17 protein-coding genes and 4 tRNA genes are annotated in these 22,464 nt (G+C 53.4%); 3 read left to right on the forward strand and 18 right to left on the reverse strand.

Annotated elements, in window-relative coordinates; translation table 11 throughout:
• Positions 1 to 40: 40 nt before the first annotated feature.
• The 11 genes from CE168_RS01975 to trmB form a co-directional block, all read right to left on the reverse strand.
• Positions 41 to 865 (reverse strand): polyphosphate polymerase domain-containing protein, encoded by an 825-nt coding sequence (locus CE168_RS01975; protein ID WP_099570910.1) that lies wholly within the window; start codon positions 863 to 865, stop codon positions 41 to 43.
• The gene (locus tag CE168_RS01980) at positions 855 to 2,669 is read right to left on the reverse strand and encodes a CotH kinase family protein (protein WP_099570911.1); all 1,815 of its coding nucleotides are present in this window, start codon (positions 2,667 to 2,669) and stop codon (positions 855 to 857) included. Before CE168_RS01980 ends, CE168_RS01975 begins: the two co-directional genes overlap by 11 nt.
• Complete coding sequence (gene pelG / locus CE168_RS01985; RefSeq protein ID WP_099570912.1) at positions 2,666 to 4,210, reverse strand: exopolysaccharide Pel transporter PelG; 1,545 nt, start codon at positions 4,208 to 4,210, stop codon at positions 2,666 to 2,668. Before pelG ends, CE168_RS01980 begins: the two co-directional genes overlap by 4 nt.
• Before the next feature lies 1 nt (position 4,211).
• On the reverse strand, positions 4,212 to 5,645 hold the full coding sequence (gene pelF, locus CE168_RS01990) for a GT4 family glycosyltransferase PelF (RefSeq protein WP_099570913.1): 1,434 nt from the start codon (positions 5,643 to 5,645) through the stop codon (positions 4,212 to 4,214).
• Positions 5,642 to 7,519 carry a DUF2194 domain-containing protein gene (locus CE168_RS01995; protein WP_099570914.1) on the reverse strand — a complete coding sequence of 626 codons (1,878 nt, stop codon included), beginning with the start codon at positions 7,517 to 7,519 and terminating at the stop codon, positions 5,642 to 5,644. Before CE168_RS01995 ends, pelF begins: the two co-directional genes overlap by 4 nt.
• Entirely contained in the window at positions 7,516 to 8,430 is a 915-nt protein-coding gene (locus tag CE168_RS02000) for a hypothetical protein (RefSeq protein WP_099570915.1), read from the reverse strand. Before CE168_RS02000 ends, CE168_RS01995 begins: the two co-directional genes overlap by 4 nt.
• On the reverse strand, positions 8,427 to 10,634 hold the full coding sequence (locus tag CE168_RS02005; protein WP_099570916.1) for an NAD-dependent epimerase/dehydratase family protein: 2,208 nt from the start codon (positions 10,632 to 10,634) through the stop codon (positions 8,427 to 8,429). The genes CE168_RS02000 and CE168_RS02005 overlap by 4 nt, the downstream gene beginning before the upstream one ends.
• Positions 10,635 to 10,900: 266 nt before the next feature.
• Positions 10,901 to 10,976, reverse strand: a tRNA-Phe gene (locus tag CE168_RS02010).
• 21 nt (positions 10,977 to 10,997) lie between these two features.
• Positions 10,998 to 11,071: transfer RNA gene (locus CE168_RS02015), tRNA-Asp, on the reverse strand.
• Between the two features lie 25 nt (positions 11,072 to 11,096).
• Positions 11,097 to 11,168, reverse strand: a tRNA-Glu gene (locus tag CE168_RS02020).
• Positions 11,169 to 11,335: 167 nt separating this feature from the next.
• Positions 11,336 to 12,229 carry a tRNA (guanosine(46)-N7)-methyltransferase TrmB gene (gene trmB / locus CE168_RS02030; protein ID WP_099570917.1) on the reverse strand — a complete coding sequence of 298 codons (894 nt, stop codon included), beginning with the start codon at positions 12,227 to 12,229 and terminating at the stop codon, positions 11,336 to 11,338.
• A gap of 172 nt (positions 12,230 to 12,401) precedes the next feature.
• Between trmB and galE the strand changes: the two genes are divergently transcribed.
• Both galE and CE168_RS02040 read left to right on the forward strand, forming a co-directional pair.
• Entirely contained in the window at positions 12,402 to 13,412 is a 1,011-nt protein-coding gene (gene galE / locus CE168_RS02035; RefSeq protein WP_034880509.1) for a UDP-glucose 4-epimerase GalE, read from the forward strand.
• A gap of 249 nt (positions 13,413 to 13,661) precedes the next feature.
• A tRNA-Asp gene (locus CE168_RS02040) sits at positions 13,662 to 13,735 on the forward strand.
• A gap of 175 nt (positions 13,736 to 13,910) precedes the next feature.
• Here the strand turns inward: CE168_RS02040 and CE168_RS02045 are convergent.
• From CE168_RS02045 to CE168_RS02065, 4 genes are all read right to left on the reverse strand, one after another.
• Positions 13,911 to 14,408, reverse strand: a complete 498-nt coding sequence (locus tag CE168_RS02045; protein ID WP_099570918.1) for a low molecular weight protein-tyrosine-phosphatase — start codon at positions 14,406 to 14,408, stop codon at positions 13,911 to 13,913.
• A gap of 112 nt (positions 14,409 to 14,520) precedes the next feature.
• Positions 14,521 to 16,440, reverse strand: coding sequence for a tetracycline resistance ribosomal protection protein Tet(W) (gene tet(W), locus CE168_RS02050; protein ID WP_099570919.1), 1,920 nt, complete (start codon positions 16,438 to 16,440; stop codon positions 14,521 to 14,523).
• A gap of 640 nt (positions 16,441 to 17,080) precedes the next feature.
• Positions 17,081 to 17,746 (reverse strand): dihydrofolate reductase, encoded by a 666-nt coding sequence (locus CE168_RS02060; RefSeq protein ID WP_099570920.1) that lies wholly within the window; start codon positions 17,744 to 17,746, stop codon positions 17,081 to 17,083.
• Between the two features lie 57 nt (positions 17,747 to 17,803).
• Positions 17,804 to 18,604 carry a thymidylate synthase gene (locus CE168_RS02065; RefSeq protein WP_180753683.1) on the reverse strand — a complete coding sequence of 267 codons (801 nt, stop codon included), beginning with the start codon at positions 18,602 to 18,604 and terminating at the stop codon, positions 17,804 to 17,806.
• Between the two features lie 240 nt (positions 18,605 to 18,844).
• Here CE168_RS02065 and CE168_RS02070 point away from each other — a divergent pair, with 240 nt between their 5' ends.
• Complete coding sequence (locus tag CE168_RS02070; RefSeq protein WP_003835595.1) at positions 18,845 to 19,258, forward strand: OsmC family protein; 414 nt, start codon at positions 18,845 to 18,847, stop codon at positions 19,256 to 19,258.
• A 94-nt stretch (positions 19,259 to 19,352) separates the two neighbouring features.
• Here the strand turns inward: CE168_RS02070 and CE168_RS02075 are convergent, their stop codons facing one another.
• From CE168_RS02075 to CE168_RS02085, 3 genes are all read right to left on the reverse strand, one after another.
• Complete coding sequence (locus CE168_RS02075; RefSeq protein ID WP_099570921.1) at positions 19,353 to 20,387, reverse strand: universal stress protein; 1,035 nt, start codon at positions 20,385 to 20,387, stop codon at positions 19,353 to 19,355.
• A gap of 162 nt (positions 20,388 to 20,549) precedes the next feature.
• Positions 20,550 to 21,317, reverse strand: a complete 768-nt coding sequence (locus CE168_RS02080) for a C40 family peptidase (protein ID WP_099570922.1) — start codon at positions 21,315 to 21,317, stop codon at positions 20,550 to 20,552.
• Between the two features lie 132 nt (positions 21,318 to 21,449).
• On the reverse strand, positions 21,450 to 22,391 hold the full coding sequence (locus tag CE168_RS02085) for a CHAP domain-containing protein (RefSeq protein ID WP_099570923.1): 942 nt from the start codon (positions 22,389 to 22,391) through the stop codon (positions 21,450 to 21,452).
• Positions 22,392 to 22,464: the final 73 nt, after the last annotated feature.

A 22,464-nucleotide genomic window follows, 5' to 3' on the forward strand; every position in this document is an offset into this window, starting at 1 on the left:
GAAGTGTCAGCTGATTACAGACTTGGCTTTACAGACGGCTTTACAGGCTCGGCACGCTCCAGCCTTCCTGCCAGTAGTCGAATCCCCGCAAATACGAGGCTTTGTCGTAGCAGAGCACGTATTTCGAAGCCGACGTCAACTCCTGCGCCTTGCCAGGCAACAGATCGCGCACAACTTGCGGCAGAAATTCGGTGAATTTGACCTCCATCACCAGCTTGCCCGGCTCAAGCACCGGCAATACCGGCAGTGTGGCGTCGAAAACATCGAATCCACCGACCGCTGCGCGCACGTTCATATCGAAGGTAATGCGTACGGTGCCGGCGTCAAGAATCCACGGTTCGCGCTCATAATCGACGATCACGCGAGGGCGCATCACATTGCACACGCATTCCACATAGAATTCGCGGCACAACTGATGTTCGCTATCGCGCAGAAACTCATAATCGCCGGCAAGAATACGGTCGAACTGCTCATGCGTGAGCGGTGCGTCCTCCTTGTAAATCCAACTGTCGCTTTTGCGTTTACGTTCCAGTTTGATCACGCGATCGCTGTAATCGTAGATGCGAATACGGTATTTCTTACGCAGCAGCACACCGTCGACTTTTTCCTGATATGCGCTGTTCCAATAGTCGTCGAAATACAGGCTGCGAATCATATAGCCACCGTTGCGCGCATGCTTGTCAAGGCCAAGCAGCGGCGCCATACGCACATTCAAGTCGGCTTTTTGCGCGTATGAGATCAAATATTTGAGCTCATGACGGAACCGTTCCTTGGCTGTGCGCGGCGGAACGGATAATTCTTCGCTGACTCGACGTTTGACGCGCTGCAGCAGCGACGTTCCGCGATTGCCACCGTCACTGCGCATTGGCATCCTCCACAATGCTGCCGTCGGCTTTCACATAGAAGCATTTGGTGCCGTAAATCTTGTTGCCGTCGGTGATGTAATGATCGAACGCGTCTTGCGTGTAGCCTGACGCATTGCGAACGCTCACCTTGATAAAGTACTGGCCTTCGCCAGGCATATCTATCACGGCTTCCGGCAGCACGACATCGCTTTGCGAGAACACTACGTCGTTGCCAGCATAGTCCTTGGACACGGTGACGGTGTAACGCAGATCCTCATCGTTGAAATCGTAGGCCACATCCCAGTTGAGCTTAAGCTTGCCGTTGGCGGGAGTCGGCTTGCCGATATAGAACGGCATGGGCTTGTTGAATCCGGTTTGGTACGTCTGGTAATTCCGCTCGATTTCGCTGTGCAATTGGTTTGCCACCGTGTCATATTGGCTTGGCGTCAGAGGCTCATGCATGGAGTCGGGCATCTTCTGCACGTATGGCTCAACGATGGAACGATACTGCCGCACCATGGAATTGATGCGACCGGCGCTCATGTATTTGTATTCGTCGTTGATGGCTTTATCGAGCGCGGTGCGGAACGACTTGGTCTGCAGGCAACGTCGTAACAGTATGTTGCCCCAATAGTTGCTGATGCCGTTTTCCCAGCTTTGGCCGTCGGCACGTTGCCTGATCTCATATTCCTTGCGCATGAGCATACCGTCGTTGTCCCAGTCAAGCAGGTAAAAAGTATCCGAATTCGTAGGACTATACAGGTACACATTACGGTTTTGTGTGTCGGTGTTGCCGGTCAACAATTGGAAAGCCATCCAATATGCGATGTTTTCGGTATCGAAATATTTGCCGAGGATTTTGCTCATCGGCACGGAATAATCATTGAGATCATCCAGCATGGCGATTAGTTTGGTATGGTCGTTGTCGCCTTTGATTTCCAGTTTTTCTTCGAATTTTGTCTGATTGTAGTCGGGATCGTCGGCGAGTTTGATCACGTCTTCGTCTCGATAGAATTCGAAATAATTGACTTTGTACAGCTGGCCGTTCTTATCAAGTCCGTGCGCTTGCAATGCGGTTTTGTTAAGCTGTTCGACCTGCGTGTACAGACCGTAATCGTCGAAGGAATCCGATCCGCTGGTCTCGTCTTTCACGTACAAGTGCACGAATTGTGTGCGCAGTCCCATCATCTGGTCGATGCCTTTGATAAGGTCATACGCCATTTTGTTGCGGAAACGCAGACCTTCACCCATATGCTTGTTCAATGCGATGGTACGCTGCCCACGCCACTTGCCTTTGCCGCTTTTCAACTCAATCTTGTAGTTCTTCTGCTCGTTTTTGCTCGATGACTGGCCACGTATCTGCACGGTGGCGTTCGGCGCGCTTTCACCAAAACCAAGCTCCCCGGAAACCGGCCCCTGTTCGTCGCCGACCTGCAGCAAACCATTGACCTTGTAGCGGTCAACGCCCATGGCCGCATAGTCATCAACAGAATACTGGTTGATTTCACTCCAGCTATGGTCGGTGCCTTCCGACGAATTACCGCGCGATACCGTCAAATACATGGTTTCGACACCGCTATCGTCATACACCTTGTATAACGATTCGTTGTCTCGCAAGTGTGCGCCGTCAATGCTTTGTTCAGCGCTTTTCTTGACTTGCTCATGCGTCTGTGACGAATCCGATGATTGCGATTTCTTGCTTTCGTCAGGTATCGAGGTTGCGCATCCGGCGCAGGAAAGCACCGTCAGTATTGCAGTCAATGCCGCTATTTGCTTGACAAGCGCGGTAATGGCTTTTGTGTTGCGTCGATTCCACCATGTCATGATTTATTGTCCCTCCCGATTACGCCATCCGTTTCTGCAATATTCGTTTTGTCAGAAGACCGTGCATGTTTTGAGCGATGCAATGATTGGTCGACCCGCTGTTCGCCACGTTCAAGCAGTATGCCCAATTCCGTGAAACGCCCCCGCTTTGTTTGCGCCACAATCGGCTGCTGCCCCAACACTCGGTACGGAAGATTGTCGGTATATGAGGCGAGACGGAAAGTCGCATATATGGCAAACAGCGACGCACCCATCAGAAAACCGAAACCTAATAGTGTCGTAGTGAAGAGCTGATTGATCACCGTGAACACAATCGTTGAAACGGCAAACAATGCCGATGCCGTCAATGCACCGGAATAATCGGTGAAATACAGCAGAATCAGCATCACGGTGTTGCCGACCGCGTAAAGGGCATACCCCACGCAGAGCACACGGAAATATCCGTGCATCGCATCGTCGAATCCTAAGGGAAGCTCATTCAGCACTGTCTTTTCCAATGAAATCACGGCAGCGGTCACCAGCAATTGTTTCAATGCCGTGTAATGCAATTCTCGATTGAGCACAGCCAGCATTTCGTTTTCGGCAACGGCAATGTCTTTGACCGTGCCTCCATCATTCAACAGACTGTAATACGACCTATATGTTGGGTAGAAATTAACCTCCACCGACACCACAAAATTCACCGTGGTGATCAGAATCGTCAGAAACGCCAGCATGGTGGGCACATCGTAATATGGCGCGCCATAAAACAAACCCTTCACCTTGATGCCGAGAGGTCCGCACCAAGTGATCACCAAATGGGCGAACAGGCCGATAGTGGTGAACAACCCGGTCAATGCCAACGGCAGAAACTGATCGACCCACTGCAAAAAAAGCCACGAATGCTTACGACTTTGCGGAAAATACCGATGCAACAAGAGCACATCCCACACCAACATCACACCATAGCCAAGCACCACTGCGAACAACAGCGACTCCACGGGCGGGCATGTCAACGCAAGCAACACGCATGACGTAACGAACGCCACCAGCACCGCAGCGGCGAAAGAATACAGAATGCTTTTGTAATCCTTGATGGCCGTCAAATAGCTCATCGCATTCCAGTTGACGATCATTTCAAGAAACAGCCACAAACACAATGCTCCCTGCATCAACGTGGCACCGGAAAACAGCAGAAATACCGTGTATAACACCGCGCCCACTACCAGCATGATGCCAGTAGAACCCCAGAACGACGGCAGAATCATCTTCTCATCATGATCAAACAGCATATCCGCCAAAAAACGGGTGACCGGCATCGACAGAAAACTCGTCAACACCAACGAAGCAAGCAGCGTGTAGGTAATCATGCATACGAGCAGATCACGGTCGGGGCGTGCTACCTGCCACCAACTGCTCACCATCAGCACACCGAACTGCAGGAGTACGCCCAACAGCATCGGACCGGCGCAAATCACACCGGCGTAGCCGTAAGCTCGCAGCATCGCCATCAAGCCTCTACGGCGGAATAGTTTCTTCAGTTCAAATCCAATACCGGCCATATCAGCGCTCCAATCCGAACTGATTCAATCCGAACTGATTCGCGGTATCGGCATACAGCTTGCGATAATCGTCAAGCATGCGCTCATGACGGTAATAGGCGTTCACACGATTGCGGCCGATTTGCCCCATGGTTTCACGCAACGTACGGCTGGAACACATTCGTTCCATGGCTCGACTCAAGCCTTCGCGGTACATCGGGGGCACGTAGAAGCCAGCAGTGCCGAAATCGTCGCCATCCTCGCCTTCCAAAAGCTCACGGCAACAGCCAACATCAGTGGTCACGCACGGACGTGCGGCTGCGAACGATTCCAACACCGACAATGGTTGCCCTTCGGAAATGCTGGTCAACACGGTGAAATCAAGCTTTCGCATGTATTCGACCACGTTCACGCGGCCTGTGAACTCAAGATTGCGCGCACCCAACTGTTCCACAAGCTCATAGCATTCGTCAGCATACTCCTGATCGTCAACGCCGCCGAGAATATGCAGGCGAACGTTGTCAACATGAGATGAAAGCTCATGAAACGCGTGAATCAGGGTCTTCACGTCTTTGATGGGAGCCATGCGCACCACCGCACCGATATCGACCCAACCGTCATCGGGTTTCAAAGGAATATCGCAGAAACGCTCATACTGAATGCCGTTGGGAATCACCTGGCAAGCATCGGCGGGCGCACCCATATCAATCTGGATAAGACGGGCGCGGCCAAACAAGCTGGTAATACGCCATGCGCGATGGTAAATCTGTTCCGAAAGCATATAGAAGAAGCGGATCCAACGCGGCCGGAACGCCGGCAGCACCCATTCGGCGGAAATGATTTCCTCCTCGCGTTCACGCGTGTAAATGCCATGTTCCGTAAGCAATACCGGCGCATGGTTGATGGAACCGCCCAAACAGGCCAACAATCCGCCATATCCAGTGGAAATCGCATGGTAGATCTGCGCTTCCGGCACTTCGCCGCCCATCAAGTACAACACCGGCAGCAACATGGAGCGCACGGTATGGAAAGCGTCGGCGTAGGCCACATACGGATATTCTTCCATGCAGATTTGCGTAAACAAGTCGATGAATTCACGGCTTTGCAGGAACGATAGTGGAGGCACGCCTTTGGTGTGGAACAGGTTGAAAAGCACATCCCAATCAGGGCTGCCAAGATTCACCAGTTCACGCAACGCCTGCAATTCTTCGGCAGTGAACGATACTTGCGCACGTTCGCCACTGAGACGCAATGCATCATCGAGAAACACCTCATGCACTTCCACCACATTGCTGGGCAGGTCATACACGAATTTGCCGCGGTCTTCGGCTTTGGCGCCGATCACCCACAATACGAACTCGTGCTCTTTCATCGCTTCGATGTAGCTGTGCATCCATGTGGACACGCCACCATGCACATACGGGTAGCATCCTTCCAAAACCAGGCAGATTCTCATGCCGCTCCCCCAGTCTTGCGTTCGATATGCACGGTGGCGCTCGTAGCTTTGAGCAGATACAAGTTGCCGGTCAGCTTGGTTAGGCTTCCGCCGCGAACCCTGCCAGGCGTGCCATCGTTCGCGCGGAATATGAGCCAGCCCTGATCGGTAAGGTTGCCGAGTTTCAGATCCCAACTGGTATCGGACGTTGCCATCGAAACCGTCAATCCTGAGAATCGTTGCACCGCCGCAGCGCATTCCGTTCCAGTTTGCATACGAATGGACGGAGCCGACTTCTCCAACCAATCCAAATAATCTTCCAATCCCTTGCGATAGGTTTCCCAACCTTCTTTCGCACCACGATCCTCATCAAGCAAATCGTCAGGATGCATGAAGTGCGAACTCACGTAATGCATATTGAGTTCGGAAACCGCAACAAGACGCATATATGAATCATTCACCATGCTTCCCGACACAATACGGGGAGCTTCAACCACACCATCGGCGGCCACGCCAAACTCCTGCACATACGGCAGAGGACTGTCGGTAGGAAGGAACATGCTGGCAATGGCACGAATCTGAGGCATATCCTCGCCGAGGATTTGGCGGCTTTCACTGGAAAGAATATTGGACGGCGGCACGTATACTGACGATGTCGCAGCGGGAAGCACTGCCTTTTGAAAGGCAATCAGTTCGTTCAACGAATCGATGATGGCTTTGCGATTCGGCCACTGCACATACGTGTATTCGTTGCCGTAATCCGTATTCGGCAACACCAACGGCTGATGGTTGTACCCGTGATATCCGATTTCGCCGTTTTGCCGGAGCAGCAATCCTCCGTAATACTCGAATTGGGCGTTATCCGTCTGCCGTACGGGATCAGATTTGGTGTCATCACCATAATTTTCGATCATCACACCGGTGAAACGAATGCCATACCGTTCCGCAAGCTTGGTCAAATCAGGCCACCACACCCGAGAATAGAATTCGGAAATACTCATGTTGTAGTCACGTTTGATGTATTTGCCACTGCCGGACGGTACCGGAGAGGGAAAATCATCCAAGTAGAACGCCGCACTGTTGATCACCGGATAGGCCGTGGCAGAACCGAGCAGGCTGAACGCCGAAGCGTAAAAACCTCGAAACACCTTGCCGTAAATACCGATATTGCACACCACAGCCGAACCTGAATTCACGAACGTGCTCCAAATCAACGGTGTGCGCCCATTGCTGCTGACGGCCTTGACCTGTGCGCGATCATTCAGGCTTACACTCAGCGACGATTTGAACGGGTTGCTGACCGTGTACGTCTGACCGCCACCCAACATGAAATCCTTGGACGGCGTAATGCCCTCAGTCACCACATATTCGTATGAGGACGATTCAATGCCGATCTGGGGGCCGACCACATCCAAATAGCCGGTTTTCTCCGGAGTCATGGCGAACATGACGCCGCCGCCCTTTTTGACCCATTGCATGATCTGCAGCACATGCTCGCCCAACGGATCCAAGTTGGGCATGGCAATCACCATCGTCTGATACTGCTTCAATGCAGGAATCTCGTCACCTTTCGCAAGGTCGACAGTGACAGTGGGCACTTTCATGTCAAGAAGCACACGGTCAAGCATGCTTTCAGCATCGGAAACACCCTCTTGTGAACTGTCTACCACCAAAAGATTCGTGGCTTTTTCGCCAGCGATGGCATTGGCTGCAGGAATGGCCTTGTCTCGATCCAAATACGTGATGTCGAACCGCGTGGCACCGTAATGCACACCCAAGCTTTCCACCAGCAACACCAATGCGATGGCCATGAACACGGCCCACACTTTGACCAAACCTTGCCAGCGGAATCGTTTCCACTTGGCCAACACGTCTGACAGGAATCCTCTGATCATGCGCGTTCAGCCTCCTTGGTTCCGGTCCAGAACCGCAGCACACGTCTTCCTTGGCCACCGAGATAAATATGCTTGCTTTCGATCTGCTGAACGGTGTGGCGCAACGCATCGCCATCATTGCGTGCGGCATTGAGTCGTAGACGCATCAGCCATACATCGCCTTGATCCGGCCACTGTTCCATAGCGCCGTCAATGGTGTGCGCGGCATCATCAAAGAGTCCAAGATCGATTTGCATTTGCGCAAGACGGCACGCAACGTAATAATCGCCATGTTGGCGAAGTCGTTCCTGCAATACTTCGGCATATCGCTGCTTCTGCAACTGCAATGCGTATCCTTGCGCAATACCGGAATTGATATATCGTTCCAGCGCATCGCAATAGCGTTCCAACATCGTTTCGGAATTTCGATGCTGCAGATAATCGTTGCGGCAGCGCTGCAATGCAAGATCTTCCTTGGCACTGATCTGCGCCAAGGCGGTAGCCGCGTAATGCACGACCTCCACATCCTCATTCAGTCGGGCCTGCGACAGCACATCGATATAACGGCTGGGATTGTCGTTGAGAATGGACATCACCAAGCTGCGTCGATGACTGGGACCATTGACGATCAACGCCTCTTCCAACGGCACGGTATTGGCGAAATCGGTACGTTCCTCAACGAGAATGCTTCGACGTTCCTCATCGTCCACACGCATCTGTTCGAGACCTGGAGCCGTATGCTCGCCCGCACGAATCAGCGTACGCACATGCAGCAAGAGCACGCATAACGGCCCCCACAGCGGCACCAGCAGCATAAAAGGAAGCAGACGCCCTTCCACACGAAGCACGCCAAAACGAGACAATACGCACATCAGCACGCATATCATTACATGCACGGCGATAAGCAGCATCGCCATCACCGTCGCATTCATGCTGCGCCACCTTCGTGCGATGCGGAGTCATTCGGTGCAGCGTTGTTGCGCGGCGTTTCATCCGCTCGCGTTTCGACGGCCACTTGCGCCGAAGCCTCCGCTAGCAGCGTGTCTTCCTCTTGGTCGCAAACGCGCGTCACATGCAGTCCGGCTTGGATCAAACGCCTGTTGATGATCGGCAGCTCATGCTCGCTGGCTTGGTTCATGAGCACATACACATTGCCGTCCTGCAGTACGCCGGTCTCATCCGTTTGACGAATGGCTCCCCTCAGGCGGCTGCCATCGTCTTGCCAGGCGTCTTCCACACGCAACAGCAGGTGATCGCCCATATGGTCGTGTTTGAGTTCATTGGCGGCCAACACTTTGGGCAGGAACGCCTGGGCGTTCAGGAATTCAGTGCCGGGTACCAGCATCGACTGCCGTGCAACATCCTCATAATCGAAGGCGCGTACCATCGCGGATTCCACCAAGCCGCACATGATGGTGAATAGGTTCTGGAAGTACAGGTTCATTTGGTCGGGCTGCGCTTTGGCAAGCACAATCACCACGGCCAGCTTGCCATCGGCATGCACGCCCGCCGCATACATTGGAAGGTTTTGTTCAAGATTGCGATTTACCCACAATCCGCCATGGTCCAAGGCCATGACAATGTTGGCATAATTCTCGAGCAGCGCCGATTTACTGAATAAGGATTCAGTCTGCGGACTCGCAGCCATCAAACGCGCGAAACGACCACCATTATCGATTCGGTAAATACCGAAACTATCGCCGCCCAATGTGTCTTGCATAATGCGAATGGTCGTGTGATACAGCTTTTGCGGCTGCACTTCGTCCAATTCACGGGTCATCGCATACATTTTGCCGAAACTGTCACGTCTGCCGATAATCTGCCCGCGCAGCATACGACGATCATCAAGCACATCGTGGTACAGGTCACGCAGGAACGCAAGTCGTTCACGCAGCAAACTGTTTTCGTCACGCATGAATCGCAGGTTTTCGCGATTACGCAGCTGCACATACCCACATACTGCGCCGGCAACGAAATACACTACGAACGCAAGCCAGTTCGACGTGTCGTAAAACAGCGGAGCGAATGACGCACCCTTCGATGCATATGACAACGCCATGCCGGCACATGCGAGCGCGGCCGCGAACACACCTGCGTTCAGTCCGTACATCGTGCCGACAATCACCACGAAAAACAAGCGCAAATCCACTGTTCCCAACTGGCTGTTGCCTTGTACCGCGGTGCGAAGCAGTTCTTCCAATATGAACGTGATGAAGATTTCGATTGCGATCCATGGTTTTGAATGGTTGCGTAGAGAATCCCAGATCGGGTGCTTTTCGGATTGTTCCTGAGCACGCGCCTCTTTCCAGCGCTGCAACACTGGGGGAAGATCCTGTTTGAGCGAATATCGCGGCGACCAGCCGTATCGCAATCGAAGCGCATGATCGTCGTCCGGGTAGCGTTGCGGACGATCGTTGCCGTACGTGACCGACATGCCAGGAAACGCTTTGCCGATTACCTCGGCCAAATCGCCGTATGTGAAATTGGAAACGTTTGGTATGCGGAAAATTTCGCTGTCAGCGGTCCAATCATCGAAAATACGGTAGATCAATTCGGCGAGATCGTCGGCGCAGAGAAAACACGTTTTCTGGCTTTTGCGTTCGTGGAATGACAGTGCGCCTGATTCGGCCTGTTCAAACAAGGTGTTGAAATATGCGGTAACGCCATTACGATCCGGCGCATACAGGTACGGACTACGAATGATTTTGACTTCGATCTGATACGTGCGTGCGTAATACAGGCAGAGTTCTTCCAACGCTCGAGACATCAGGCTTTTGCTGGTATCGCGTACGTCGGCGTTTTCCGGATAGGTGAATTCGACTTCGGGGCCGCTGACCATCAGCATTTGCGTTTGCCCGTTGCGAATGGCATGCAGGAGTCTTCGCAATGTTCCCAGATCGCCGTCTCGGTCGCTGCGTGGGGTCAGATCTTCGGAAAAGAATACGATGCGATCAAATTCGTATGTGGTGAGGGTTTCAGCAAGGGTGCTGGCATCAGACATGTTGACGATTCTGAGACGGTCATTGCCGTCTACAGTGCCTTCTCGTTCCGCTATCACCACATGGTCTTGGGGAAAGGCATGCTGAATCCACTGTTTGGTAATGAAGTCGGTATTGCCAACCAAAAGCACTTCCATGCCGCCGCCCCAGTGAATACTCCCTTGACGAGGTTATGGCATAGCTCTGCCCACACCCCCATTGTTCTTGCTTTACGGTATTCCAGTGTAATGCGTCAACAGACAAATTCCCCCTTCAGCGGGGGTTCTTAGTCACTTCCAAGTAACGCATAAGATGACGCACCCATCGGAAAATGCCCTCTCCTGCTACCGAAGACCAACGGCATATATGACCAAAATTGTGGCGAAAAACAAAAAACCTCGGAGATTTCCGAGGTTTCAAACCATGGTGGCTCCGAGCGGCATCGATCCGCTGACCTAACGATTTTCAGTCGTTCGCTCTACCAACTGAGCTACAGAGCCATGAACAGGAATCTGTTCGAGCGACCCCGGCCGGACTTGAACCGGTGACCTCCGCCGTGACAGGGCGGCGCTCTAACCAACTGAGCTACGGGGCCATTGCCACCTTGTTACCAAGGTAAGTACCCCCTGAGAGAGTCGAACTCTCGTTGTCAGATTGAAAGTCTGGTGTCCTAACCGTTAGACGAAGGGGGCGCTTTCAGCGTTTCCGCGTGACAACTCGCTTAACTATACGCGAATCCTCAGAACATGCAAATCTCGGCGTGTCGCAGCGTCGCAAAATCGCCATCAACCCGTTGCCAAAGTGCTGAAAATCATTGAAATCAAGCCATTTCAGCACTTCGACAACAGACCAACCGGCACTATACGCAGCGATAGGTGAGGTCATGAATCACACGACCCGCAGCAAGTCCTTTTTTCTCAAAATTCGTGAGAATTCGTCCGGAAAAACGCTCGGATTCGGTGAAATCGGCGTGTCGCAGACCGGCCGCTTCGTCGGCATTTCCCTTGCCAACATGCTCGACCGGCAAACTCACCGTAAGCATGCCGTCATTATGGAATCCTTCAAGACCATCCATCACCTCATGCACATGCAATGCATAGTCTTCGATGTCGGTGGCGATACGCCACACTCCCCCATCCCGCAACGTGCGATGAATCTCGCCGGCAAGCTCCGGCTGCACGATACGACGCTTGTGGTGGCGCATCTTGGGCCACGGATCAGGGAAGAAGGTCCATACTTCAGCAATCGAGCCATCCGCCGCGGCTTTGAAGAGCTCAGGAGCGTTGACCTGCGCGATGCGCAGATTGGTCAGGCCCTGCTTGCCTGCGAGCAGCATGGTATGCGCCACGCCCGGATCATAGACCTCAAGCGCCAGGAAGTTCATATCGGGGTGTTCAGCAGCGGCCGCAACAACGTTTTCCCCCTGGCCGGTACCGATTTCCACAATCAGAGGATTGACATTGCCCCATACATCCGCGATATACGCCCGATCGAACACCAGATCGCCTCGCACATCAAGCGACCCCTCGCCCGCGTTGATTTTCAGCAGATACGTATCTGCATAGGCATCCCATGCACGCTGCAAGCGTGCGTCGAGCCTGGCGGAACGACGCACGAAGGACAACACCTTGCGCCCATACAAGGCAGGACGCTGGCCAGCATCAGCCCGTTGTTCATCTTGCGTTTTTGACATGTCTTGTTCGTTTTCGCCGTTTACTTGATTTTCAGTCGGCGTGTTCACATCTTCTTGCATACCCTATTTATAGAGGAAACGCAGGAAAGGGTCGATTATGTGCGTTCCTGTTCATGTGTTATACTCAAATTGTTCAAAAGGTAACAAACTAGAGCAAAAGTGAACAACGTTCGTTGAACGTTCGTTTTTCGAACAAAGCGCTTTATCGCTCATTTGGAGGAAAGGCCAGAACATGACAGTTCTCGTCACTGGTGGGTGCGGCTACATCGGTGCCCACGTCGTCCACGCTCTTCATCAGGCCGGCGAACAGGTCGTCGTCGTTGACGATCTGAGCTACGGCAAGCCAACCCGCATCGAAGGCTCCCGCCTGTACGGCATGGATATCGCCGCTCCGGGTGCCGGCGAACGTCTCGCTGAAATCATGAAGGCCGAAGGCGTCGACTCCGTCATTCATTTCGCCGCCCGCAAGCAGGTCGGCGAATCCGTTGAGAAGCCGCTGTGGTACTACCAGCAGAACATCAACGGCATGCTCAACGTGCTCATCGGCATGCGCGACTCCGGCGCCAAGAAGCTCGTCTTCTCCTCTTCCGCAGCCACCTACGGCGTTCCGCCGGTCGACGTGGTGCCGGAAGACGTCGTTCCGATGCTGCCGATCAACCCGTACGGCCAGACCAAGCTGTTCGGCGAATGGATGGCTCGCGCCTGCGAAGAGCCATACGGCATTCGCTTCTGTGGTCTGCGCTACTTCAACGTAGCCGGCTGCGGCCCGGTCGAGCTCGAGGATCCGGCAATCCTGAACCTCATCCCGATGCTGTTCGACCGCCTGAAGAAGGGCAAGGCTCCGGCGATCTTCGGCGACGACTACCCGACTCCGGACGGCACCTGCGTGCGCGACTACATCCATGTTTCCGATCTGGCCGACGCCCACATCGCCGCCCTGAAGTATCTGGACCGCGATGAGCGCAAGTACGACGCTTTCAACGTCGGCACCGGCGAAGGCACCTCCGTGCGCCAGATCGTCGATGAGGTCAAGAAGGTCACCGGCCTGCCGTTCGAAGAGACCGTCATGGCCCGTCGCGCAGGCGATCCGCCGCACCTGATTGGCTCCCCGAAGCGCATCAACGAAGAGATGGGCTGGCACGCACAGTACAACGTCGAAGACATCGTGAAGTCCGCTTGGGATGCATGGCAGGCCAATCCGGAACACCACATCGACGTCGAGACCTGGAAACAGACCGACTGATTCCACCAGCAATTCGTAGTGTCGTGAGCGACAACACGGCACCGCAACGGTAACGGCCGGTCGCATATGAGAAGTTTTCCCCTCATATGCGACCGGCCGTTGCTTTTCTTCCCTACTACTGCCGCAGTTTAAGCAAATACTTTCTTTCAGCAATTCATACGAATATTCATCGATGACACGCCGAAATTTGCACAATGGCTACTTTGCCGTAATATATACATCTGTTGTCAGTCGCAAGATTGAAACAACGGCCCCGTAGCTCAGTTGGTTAGAGCGCCGCCCTGTCACGGCGGAGGTCACCGGTTCAAGTCCGGCCGGGGTCGCTTTTTTTATTTCTATTTTTCTCTGATTTACATCAATTGCGCAATATTACTTTTGCAATCTCTTACAATCTCTTGCGATTTCTTAAGATCTTTCGAAATCATTGAAATCATACGGATACAAGAAAGCCCGGCTCTTGCGAACCGGGCTTTTCGACGGAAAAATCGTATGCAATCGTCAGAGCTGCTGCTCAACCCAATCAACGATGAACGGGGCCACTTCCTCAATCTGGTCAATCGCCACTTCGAATTCGCGGGCGCCGCCATACCAAGGATCGACCAAATCAATCTCACTTTCGTAGCCTGCGACAGGCTTGGCAAGATTCGGATCGAAACTACGGTACATATGCACGTTCTCACGCTTGGCCTGAGGCAGCTGACGCAGTAGCGCACGCATATGCGAAGCGGTCATCGGCAGAAACAGGTCGGTACGCTCGATCTCATCGCGGGTGATGCGATGGGCGAAATGATGTGCCGGCAGCTCATATCCACGCTCACGGAGCACCTTGACGGCACGACGATCGATCGGATTGCCATACTCTTCGTCGCTCACGCCACTGGACTCGACGTTGACCTTGTTGGCAAGGCCACGACGCTCGAATTCAGTGCGCAGAATGATTTCGGCCATGGGAGAACGGCAGATATTGCCGGTGCACACGGTCATCACGGTATACATACGGTTACTCCTCGCGATTCTTGCTTTTTTGCTTCCATTAAATCTTCCTTACTATATTCCATTGTTACCCTCCATAACTTCTGATTGTTGCCGTCTTGACGATTATGTATCTTTACATTACCTTCTGAAACATATGGCGCACCTTGTCCAGGCGGCTGTTTGGACGGCGGGGCTGGATGACCGGCTGACCGACAGCGGCCTGATATCCTTTCAGCTCTGTAAGGCATACGCTCCGCCCGTTGGTGTAAAAGGCCAGATCAGTACGGTATGCCTGTATACAGCGGGCGGGAATCTCGCCAGTAAAGACAACTTCATCCTTTTTTACCTGGGCCGTTTCGATGGTGGCACAGTATTTCAGTGCATCATGATAAGCCCTGGAAAGGTATTCCTGGGGCGCATAGAGGATGAAGGAGAGATAAGGTTCCAGCAGCTGCGTCCCCGATTCCTTCAATGCCTGTTCCAATACAATCGGGGCCAATGAGCGGAAGTCCGCCGGCGTGCTGACCGGACTGTAATAAAGCCCGTATTCAAAGCAAATCTTACAGTCCGTTACGTTCCAGCCGAACAAGCCCTGCTCCAGCCCGTAACGGATACCATCCCTGACAGCGTTTTGAAAACTCTGGTTCAAGTATCCCAGCGAAACCCGGCTCTCGTATTGTACACCGGAGCCAAGCGAGAGTGGTGTAACAGACAGTCCTATGGATGCCCAAAACGGGTTGGGCGGCACCTCGATATGGATGGTGTGGCTGGCTGCTTTGAGCGGCCGCTCCATATAAATGACGGAGGGTTCCTTTACCACTGTTTCAAGCTTGTATTTTTCCGACAGCAAAGCGGAAACAACCTCCAACTGCACCCGGCCCAAAAAAGAAAGAATGATCTCATGGGTGATGGAATCCACTTCGCAACGCAAAAGCGGGTCAGTATCCGCAAGTTGCGTAAGAGCGTCCAGCAGCCGTTCTCTTTGCGCTGCCGTTTTCGGCGCAATCGACGTCCGCAGCATGGGGAGGGGGTCCTCGCGCCACCTTTTACGAGGGAGCCGGGTTTGGTCCCCTAATACATCGTTTAACCTCACGCTGTCGCTGGGAAGGATAACAATTTCACCCTGATAAGCGGTGTCTGTCCGAACAATTTCCCCTTTGGATGGAATACGCATCTCTGTGATTTTCAGCTTTTCTCTCCCGGCCAGGGCCACCGTATCCCGCAGGCGCAGCGTTCCGCTGTATAACCGTAGATAGACACGCCGCTGGCCGCAATCGGTGTACTCAACCTTGAAAACGCTGCCGCATAGGGCGGCGCCCCCCTGTTCCCCAATCGGTTGGAACAGCCCTGTCACCGCATCCATCAACGGTTGAATGCCAAGGCCATTTTTGGCGCTGCCATGATAGACTGGGAACAGGGAGGCGTCTTGAACCCGCTGCTGTTCCTCCCGCGCAAGTTTTTCCCGGCTGATTGGTTCTCCTGCGATATACTTTTCCAATAATTCATCGTTATTTTCGATGACCGCATCCCATGCTTCTATGTCGGTATTTTCCTCCAGGACTATTTCCGGGGACAGCGACACCGTCTGCTTGATGATAATATCGGCGGAGAGCTTATCCCGAACAGACTGAACCACGCTCTGCAAATCAACGCCAGCCTGGTCGATCTTGTTGATAAAGATAACGGTGGGAATGTTCATTTTCCGCAGGGCATGGAACAGAATACGGGTCTGGGCCTGCACGCCATCTTTAGCGGAGATCACCAAGATGGCCCCATCTAAAACAGCCAAAGAGCGGTACACCTCCGCCAAAAAATCCATGTGGCCGGGCGTATCCACAATGTTAACTTTACATCTGTGCCACTGGAAGGAAGTGACTGCCGCTTGAATGGTAATCCCACGCTGCCGCTCCAAAAACATGGTGTCCGTCCTCGTTGTCCCTTTTTCGACGCTCCCCGGTTCTGAAATGGCTCCGCTGGCATATAGCAGGCTCTCCGTCAAGGTCGTCTTTCCAGCGTCTACATGGGCAAGAATTCCAATATTGATTATTTTCATGTGATTGTCCTCCCTTTACAGCCCCAAAGGGCATAAAAATCCCCAGCAGTAAAATACTTTTACCACTGGGGATTATAAGTTGCGGACATACACATATACAGCATACACCTGTTTGTGATTGCTGTTTTTGGGGATATGTCAAAATTGATAAGGTAAAAGTATTCTTAAATTGGGTACAAAAAACTAAGCCCCTACAAAAGGAGCTATCATAATCCTTTGTTCCCACTATTTGATTATAGTTTTATTTAAGAATACCTTGCCGCATATTTTTTACTCCTTTTCTGGATTAAATCATTGTATCACATCAGTTTTAGGAAAGCAAGTACCTAAAAGAAATTTTTCTTCCCCTTATATGTAACAATCATACCGGCTTCCTAGCGTTCAGAATGTTTTCTGCTGTCTGCTGTGGTGTTTGGTTGGAATTGTCCAACCAAAAGCCGATCCGTGGTGTTGTCTGCATTTTACTAAATACAAATTCAATGTATACAGAAAGATATAAGGAGTGGGAGGGATTCCGCCGTAGTTGGCATTGTAGGAAAATCCAAAAGTTTAGATTTTCCCACAATGCTTATCTTTTGGTCTTTGGTTCGGAATAGTGTAGTGCTGGCGGTCTATCTCTTGTTTTCGGTTGCTTGCTTCCTTACCGTACATGAGCATTCGCATACGTCATGAAACGAAATCCGGCGATATCTCCGGAACCCTTCTGCGTGTTCTGCCACACGCCCTCTTCAAGCACCTTCCAAGCGCCGGATTCCACCAGCGACTTCACGTCGGGCGCATAGGTGTCGGCGTCAACGTGCATGCTGATCTGCGTCACATATGCCTTGTCCGCAAACGGCATCGCCTCGTGGTACAGCTGACCGCCACCGATGATCCAGATTTCGCTGCGGTCGAGACCATCATCCGGAATGGCTTCCTGACGGGCCAGATCAAGCGCATCGTCCAAACTGTCGACCACGGTCGCCCCAGGCGCCATATAAGACGAATCGTGCGAAACCACGATATTGTCGCGATTCGGCAACGGACGATACTTCAGGCTCAGGGATTCCCACGTCTTACGCCCCATGATGACCGGATGCGAGACGGTAAGCTCCTTGAAACGCTTCATCTCTTCGGGCAGATGCCATGGCATACCACCCTTGAATCCGATGGCGCCGTCATGACCTTCCTTGTCACAGGCCTGCGCCCAAATCAGATTCACCGAGAACGTCTTGGGGAAATCATCGCCCCAATCCTCCTCATTCTCAAGCCCGGCATGTCCGGGCTCGGGTTCGTGATAGCTACTGCGGCTACTGTCATGCTCCATTTCACTCACTCCTTGAAGTCGAACTAGGGTCAGTAGTCTAACGTCTGGCGACGACTCTCAGACCGCCACCGGCGCCTTGATGGTTGGATGGTGCTGGTAGTCGACGATTTCAAAATCACTGTAATCGTAATCGAACAGAGAAGCGGCTTTGTTAATGCGGATATGCGGATACGGATATGGATCGCGGCTCAACTGCTCCAAAACCTGATCGATGTGATTGTCGTACACATGGCAGTCACCGCCCGTCCACACGAACTCCCCCGGCTGCAGTCCGGCCTGCTGGGCAATCATTAGCGTCAGCAACGAATAGGACGCGATATTGAACGGCACGCCGAGGAACATGTCGCAGGAACGCTGGTACAGCTGGCATGAAAGTTTGCCATCCGCCACGTAGAACTGGAACAGCGCGTGGCATGGCGGCAACGCCATATTCTCCACTTCAGCCGGATTCCAGGCAGACACGACCATACGGCGGGAATCCGGATGGTTCTCGACCAGATCGAGCACATTGCTAATCTGATCGATGGTGCGATTCGGATCATCAGGCGTAGGCGCCGGCCAGCTGCGCCACTGCGCACCATACACGGGACCCAAATCGCCGTTCTCATCGGCCCATTCATCCCAAATATGCACATTATGTTCCTGCAGCCAACGCACGTTCGTGGAACCCTTCAGGAACCACAGCAACTCATAGGCAAGTCCCTTGAAAAACACAGTTTTCGTAGTGAGCAGCGGAAAATACTCACTCAGGTCGAAACGCATCTGCTGGCCGAACAGGCTGATGGTACCCGTGCCCGTGCGATCGGACTTCAACGTGCCCTCCGCCAGGATACGACGCACCAAATCCTCATATGGCATGGGAATGTCGGTTTCCGGGCGTGCCGGAATGCGAGTACGAATATCTGCAAGTTGTTCAGGTGTCAAAGCCATGATTGCAAGCTTAACAGCACAGAATCGCAGGTCAAGCATATACCGTCCGCGTGTTGATGTTTCCTACGCTTTTCGGAATGCTTCACGGTGAATGGACATCAATGGATTACATTAGGTATGTAGGCGAGGAGCGAATGGCGCTCCCGGCAAGACGATGAGGAGTTCACCATGGGCAAGAGACTGTGGGTCGAGCGCAACAAAGACGGTTCCTGGGATGCGTTCAGCGAGGATGGCGCGCATATCAAGTTCGGCAAAGGCCGTGGCCAGTTCACGCCTGGCGACCTAATGAAAATCGCTTTGGCCGGCTGTGCCGCACTGTCGAGCCAGTTCGCCGTCGAGCATACGCTGGGCGAGGGCAAGGGTGCGAAAATCGTTGTGGATGGCACCTATGACGCCGACAACGACGCTTATATCGGTTTCGACGAACAGGTGGTCATCGACGCTTCCGACGCCGGTCTGAGCGACGAGGATGCCGAGAAATTCAAGGAACGTGTCACCCGTCATATTGACAAGGGCTGCACGGTGAAGCATACGTACGTGGAGAAGACTCCGGTCCGTATGAACGTCACCATCAAGCACTAACGTTTTCTTTGTAAGAGTTTTTTAAAAAATAAATGGCGATTGCAGCGCCGTGAAAAGCGCCGCAATCGCCATTTTTTATATATTTATTAAATATTTACTGACGTTCCGGGTCAATCTTGGTTTCGATGGCTTCGACCACTTCCGGCTCGGCCTTGGCGACCGGCACCTCTTCGACACCCTTGATATCGTCGAGCGCCTTCGGCTTGACCTCGGCCGGCGAACTCGGAACCGTGTCAAGACGGGTTTCCGCAGCCTCGACATACTTGCGGGGCACCACATACACCGGGCCGACCGCATGCTGCAGCAAGCCTTGGCTGGTGGAGCCGAGCAGTAGACCAGTGAAGCCGCCGCGACCACGGGAACCGACCACGACGACGTCGTGATCGTAGCTGGCCTTGGTCAGCGCGCCAACCGCCGGGCCAGGCACGATCTGCTTGTTGATCTTCAAATCCGGATGGGCTTCCTCAAGCGGCTTGATACGCACTTCAAGATCATCCTTGAATGAAGCCATCACGCCTTCATCGTCGGAACCCTTCATGTTCGGCACCGCGGAAATGACGTCAAGTTCGGCACCCCACGCGGCAGCGAAATCGGCTGCGATCTCAAGAGCCTTCAAACCCCACTTGGATTCGTCGGAACCGACGGCCACCTTGGTGATGGTGTTGTTCAAATGCATCAGATTGCCATCATCGTCGGTGTACGGCACAACCACGATCGGGCAGTACGCATATGCCGGCAAGCTGGAGCTGGTGGTGCCCAGCAGGCGTTCCGCCAAGCCACCTTTGCCTCGATTGCCGATGACGATGAGATTGTAGTTGCGAGACAGTTCCACGAACACGGAAGCCGGATCGCCCGTAACGATGAGGGTCGTCGCCTCCACACCCTGCTCATCGGCGATGGCCTTGGCCTTCGATAGGATCTCCTGAGCGTCGCTATGGGCCGCATTGTCATCGCCCATGGCGGTGTATGTCGCGTCGAAGGAAACAGCGGCATAGCTCGGCAACGAGTATGCGCATACGATCTGCAGCGTCAGTCCCGCATGCTTCGCATAGTTCGCAGCCCACCATGTTGCCTTGTAGCTGGCATGGGATCCATCAACACCAACGAGGATTGCCTTGTCATTAATCATGGGACGACCTCCTTGAATCGCCTCGGCAACGCCACCATGCATTGCCTCTAGGATCCACCATACCGCGCGACATGCGCTTTTGTCAGCAACGACTCGATCTTTTCCATACAAAAAGGCGTATCCCCGAAAGGATACGCCCTAAAAAGTCAACCGTATGCTCGCTCAGAGCACACGACGAATCGCATAGCCACCTGAGAACACGGCCAGCGAAGTGACCTGCGTTCCCTGAGCCGGATTCAGCGCGTTGATCACCATACCATTGCCAATATAGATCGCGGCATGCTGAGCATTGACGATGATATCCCCCGGAGCTGCTTCGGCAATGCTTCCGACAGCCGTTCCAGCACTCATCTGGGCGCCAGAATAATGAGGCAGGCTCACACCAAACTGGGCGAACACCCACTGCACGAAACCAGAGCAATCCCAGCCGGACGGAGTATTGCCTCCAGCCACATACGGATAGCCTTGGAACTGCAGAGCATAGTCGGCCAATGCCTGACCAGTGGCACTCGCAGGAGCCGTAGGAACGCTGATGTTGGCACGTTCGGAAGAACGGCTGGCAGCCTGAGCTCCAGTCTGCGCTTGCGCTTGCGCCTGTTCCTGAGCCGCCTGAGCCTGAGCTTCAGCCTTAGCTTGCTCCTGAGCCTTCTGATCCTTTTCCGCCTGAGACTCGGTCTGGGGAACATCCAAGCTTTCGATGCCACCCCAATCGGCGTTGGACTCAATATCCGTGGATGTGTGCTCGGCGAGGAAATCACGCTTGGCCGTGGTGGTCTTCGGGAAAGAACGTGTAGCGGTTACCGTGGTACCAGCCACAGCATTGCCTGCGCTTGCGGCCGGAACCGCCGCACCCAACATGGCAGACACAGTAACAACAGCGAAGATACTCGTGAAACGTCTAACAATACTCATCGTGTCCGAAGTTACCATAAACATTCCCCTTCAATAGAACAGCAAGACAACCGGAACAGTGTCATATCATGCGACACGCCGACGTGATTATGTTATGCAAAAAACGGGATGGCAAACGCAAATTAACGGAAAACAGTGAAATCAGTAATGTCAGTAATGAATATACGTCAACTGCGAAGCTTCCTGCGCAGTGAACGTACGATCGGAAATCACGCCAAGACCCTTGGCATTGGATTCCGAGATCTTGATCGAACCGTCGGCATTCACTTCTTCGACAATCGCGACATGCCCGTAATAGCTGTCCGCATTCAGTTGGCCTGGAGCGAATACCACGATATCGCCAGTGTGACGTGCCGTATTATCAACCCAATAGCCGAGAGCGCGCGCGGAATCACCCCAACTACGCGCATCTCCAAAATGGCTTCCGACAGGCAGACCAAGCTGTGTACGACGGGTATACGCCCACCATGTGCACTGGCCGTACGGGTAGTCATTGCCAGTGTCACCGGTGCCGTGGTTCGGATTGAAGCCCGAAGGAAGAAGGCCGGCGTCCTGATCCATGAGAACGGCGACATTGGGATTGTCGGCAATGGACTTTGACAGAAGATTCGCGTCCATGGAGGAACTGGTTTCGCCAAGCTGCCAATCACCGCTGTTGCTGGTGGAGGCCAGAGCGTCGAGACCGCTACGGGACTCGGAACGGGATGCCGCATCGTCGGAGATACGCTTCATCTGCGTGGTAGTGGTGGCATTGTCGGCGAAAGTCATTTCAGACGCATTCTGCTGGCTGACCGCCATGGCAGTGGCCGCGGTGCCAACCAACGCAGCCAGCGATGCGGAAGTCACGAATGCGGAGCGACGGCCGGCTGCACGAGCGGCCTCACGCATGGCGCGGCGGCTCATCGGAGCCACCTCATTCAGCTTCTTGGCAACCGCAGGCTCAAGACCTACAACGGCACCCTCACCATTTGCCAGCTGGACCATACGAACGGCCTTGGCGGTGTGGGAACCGCGGCTCGAGGTGAACAGCGCCTTGGCAACGCTGAAACGCTCATTCGAAACCTTGGCAGCTTTATGCGCCGCATGCCTCATATATCAACACTCCTTGCGGATTACTTCAACCACAGCAAACTTATGGCCGCGTGGTTACAGAACCGTCACGGAA

It is taken from the genome of Bifidobacterium sp. N5G01, assembly GCF_002742425.1.
Classification (GTDB): Bacteria; Actinomycetota; Actinomycetes; order Actinomycetales; family Bifidobacteriaceae; genus Bifidobacterium; species Bifidobacterium hominis.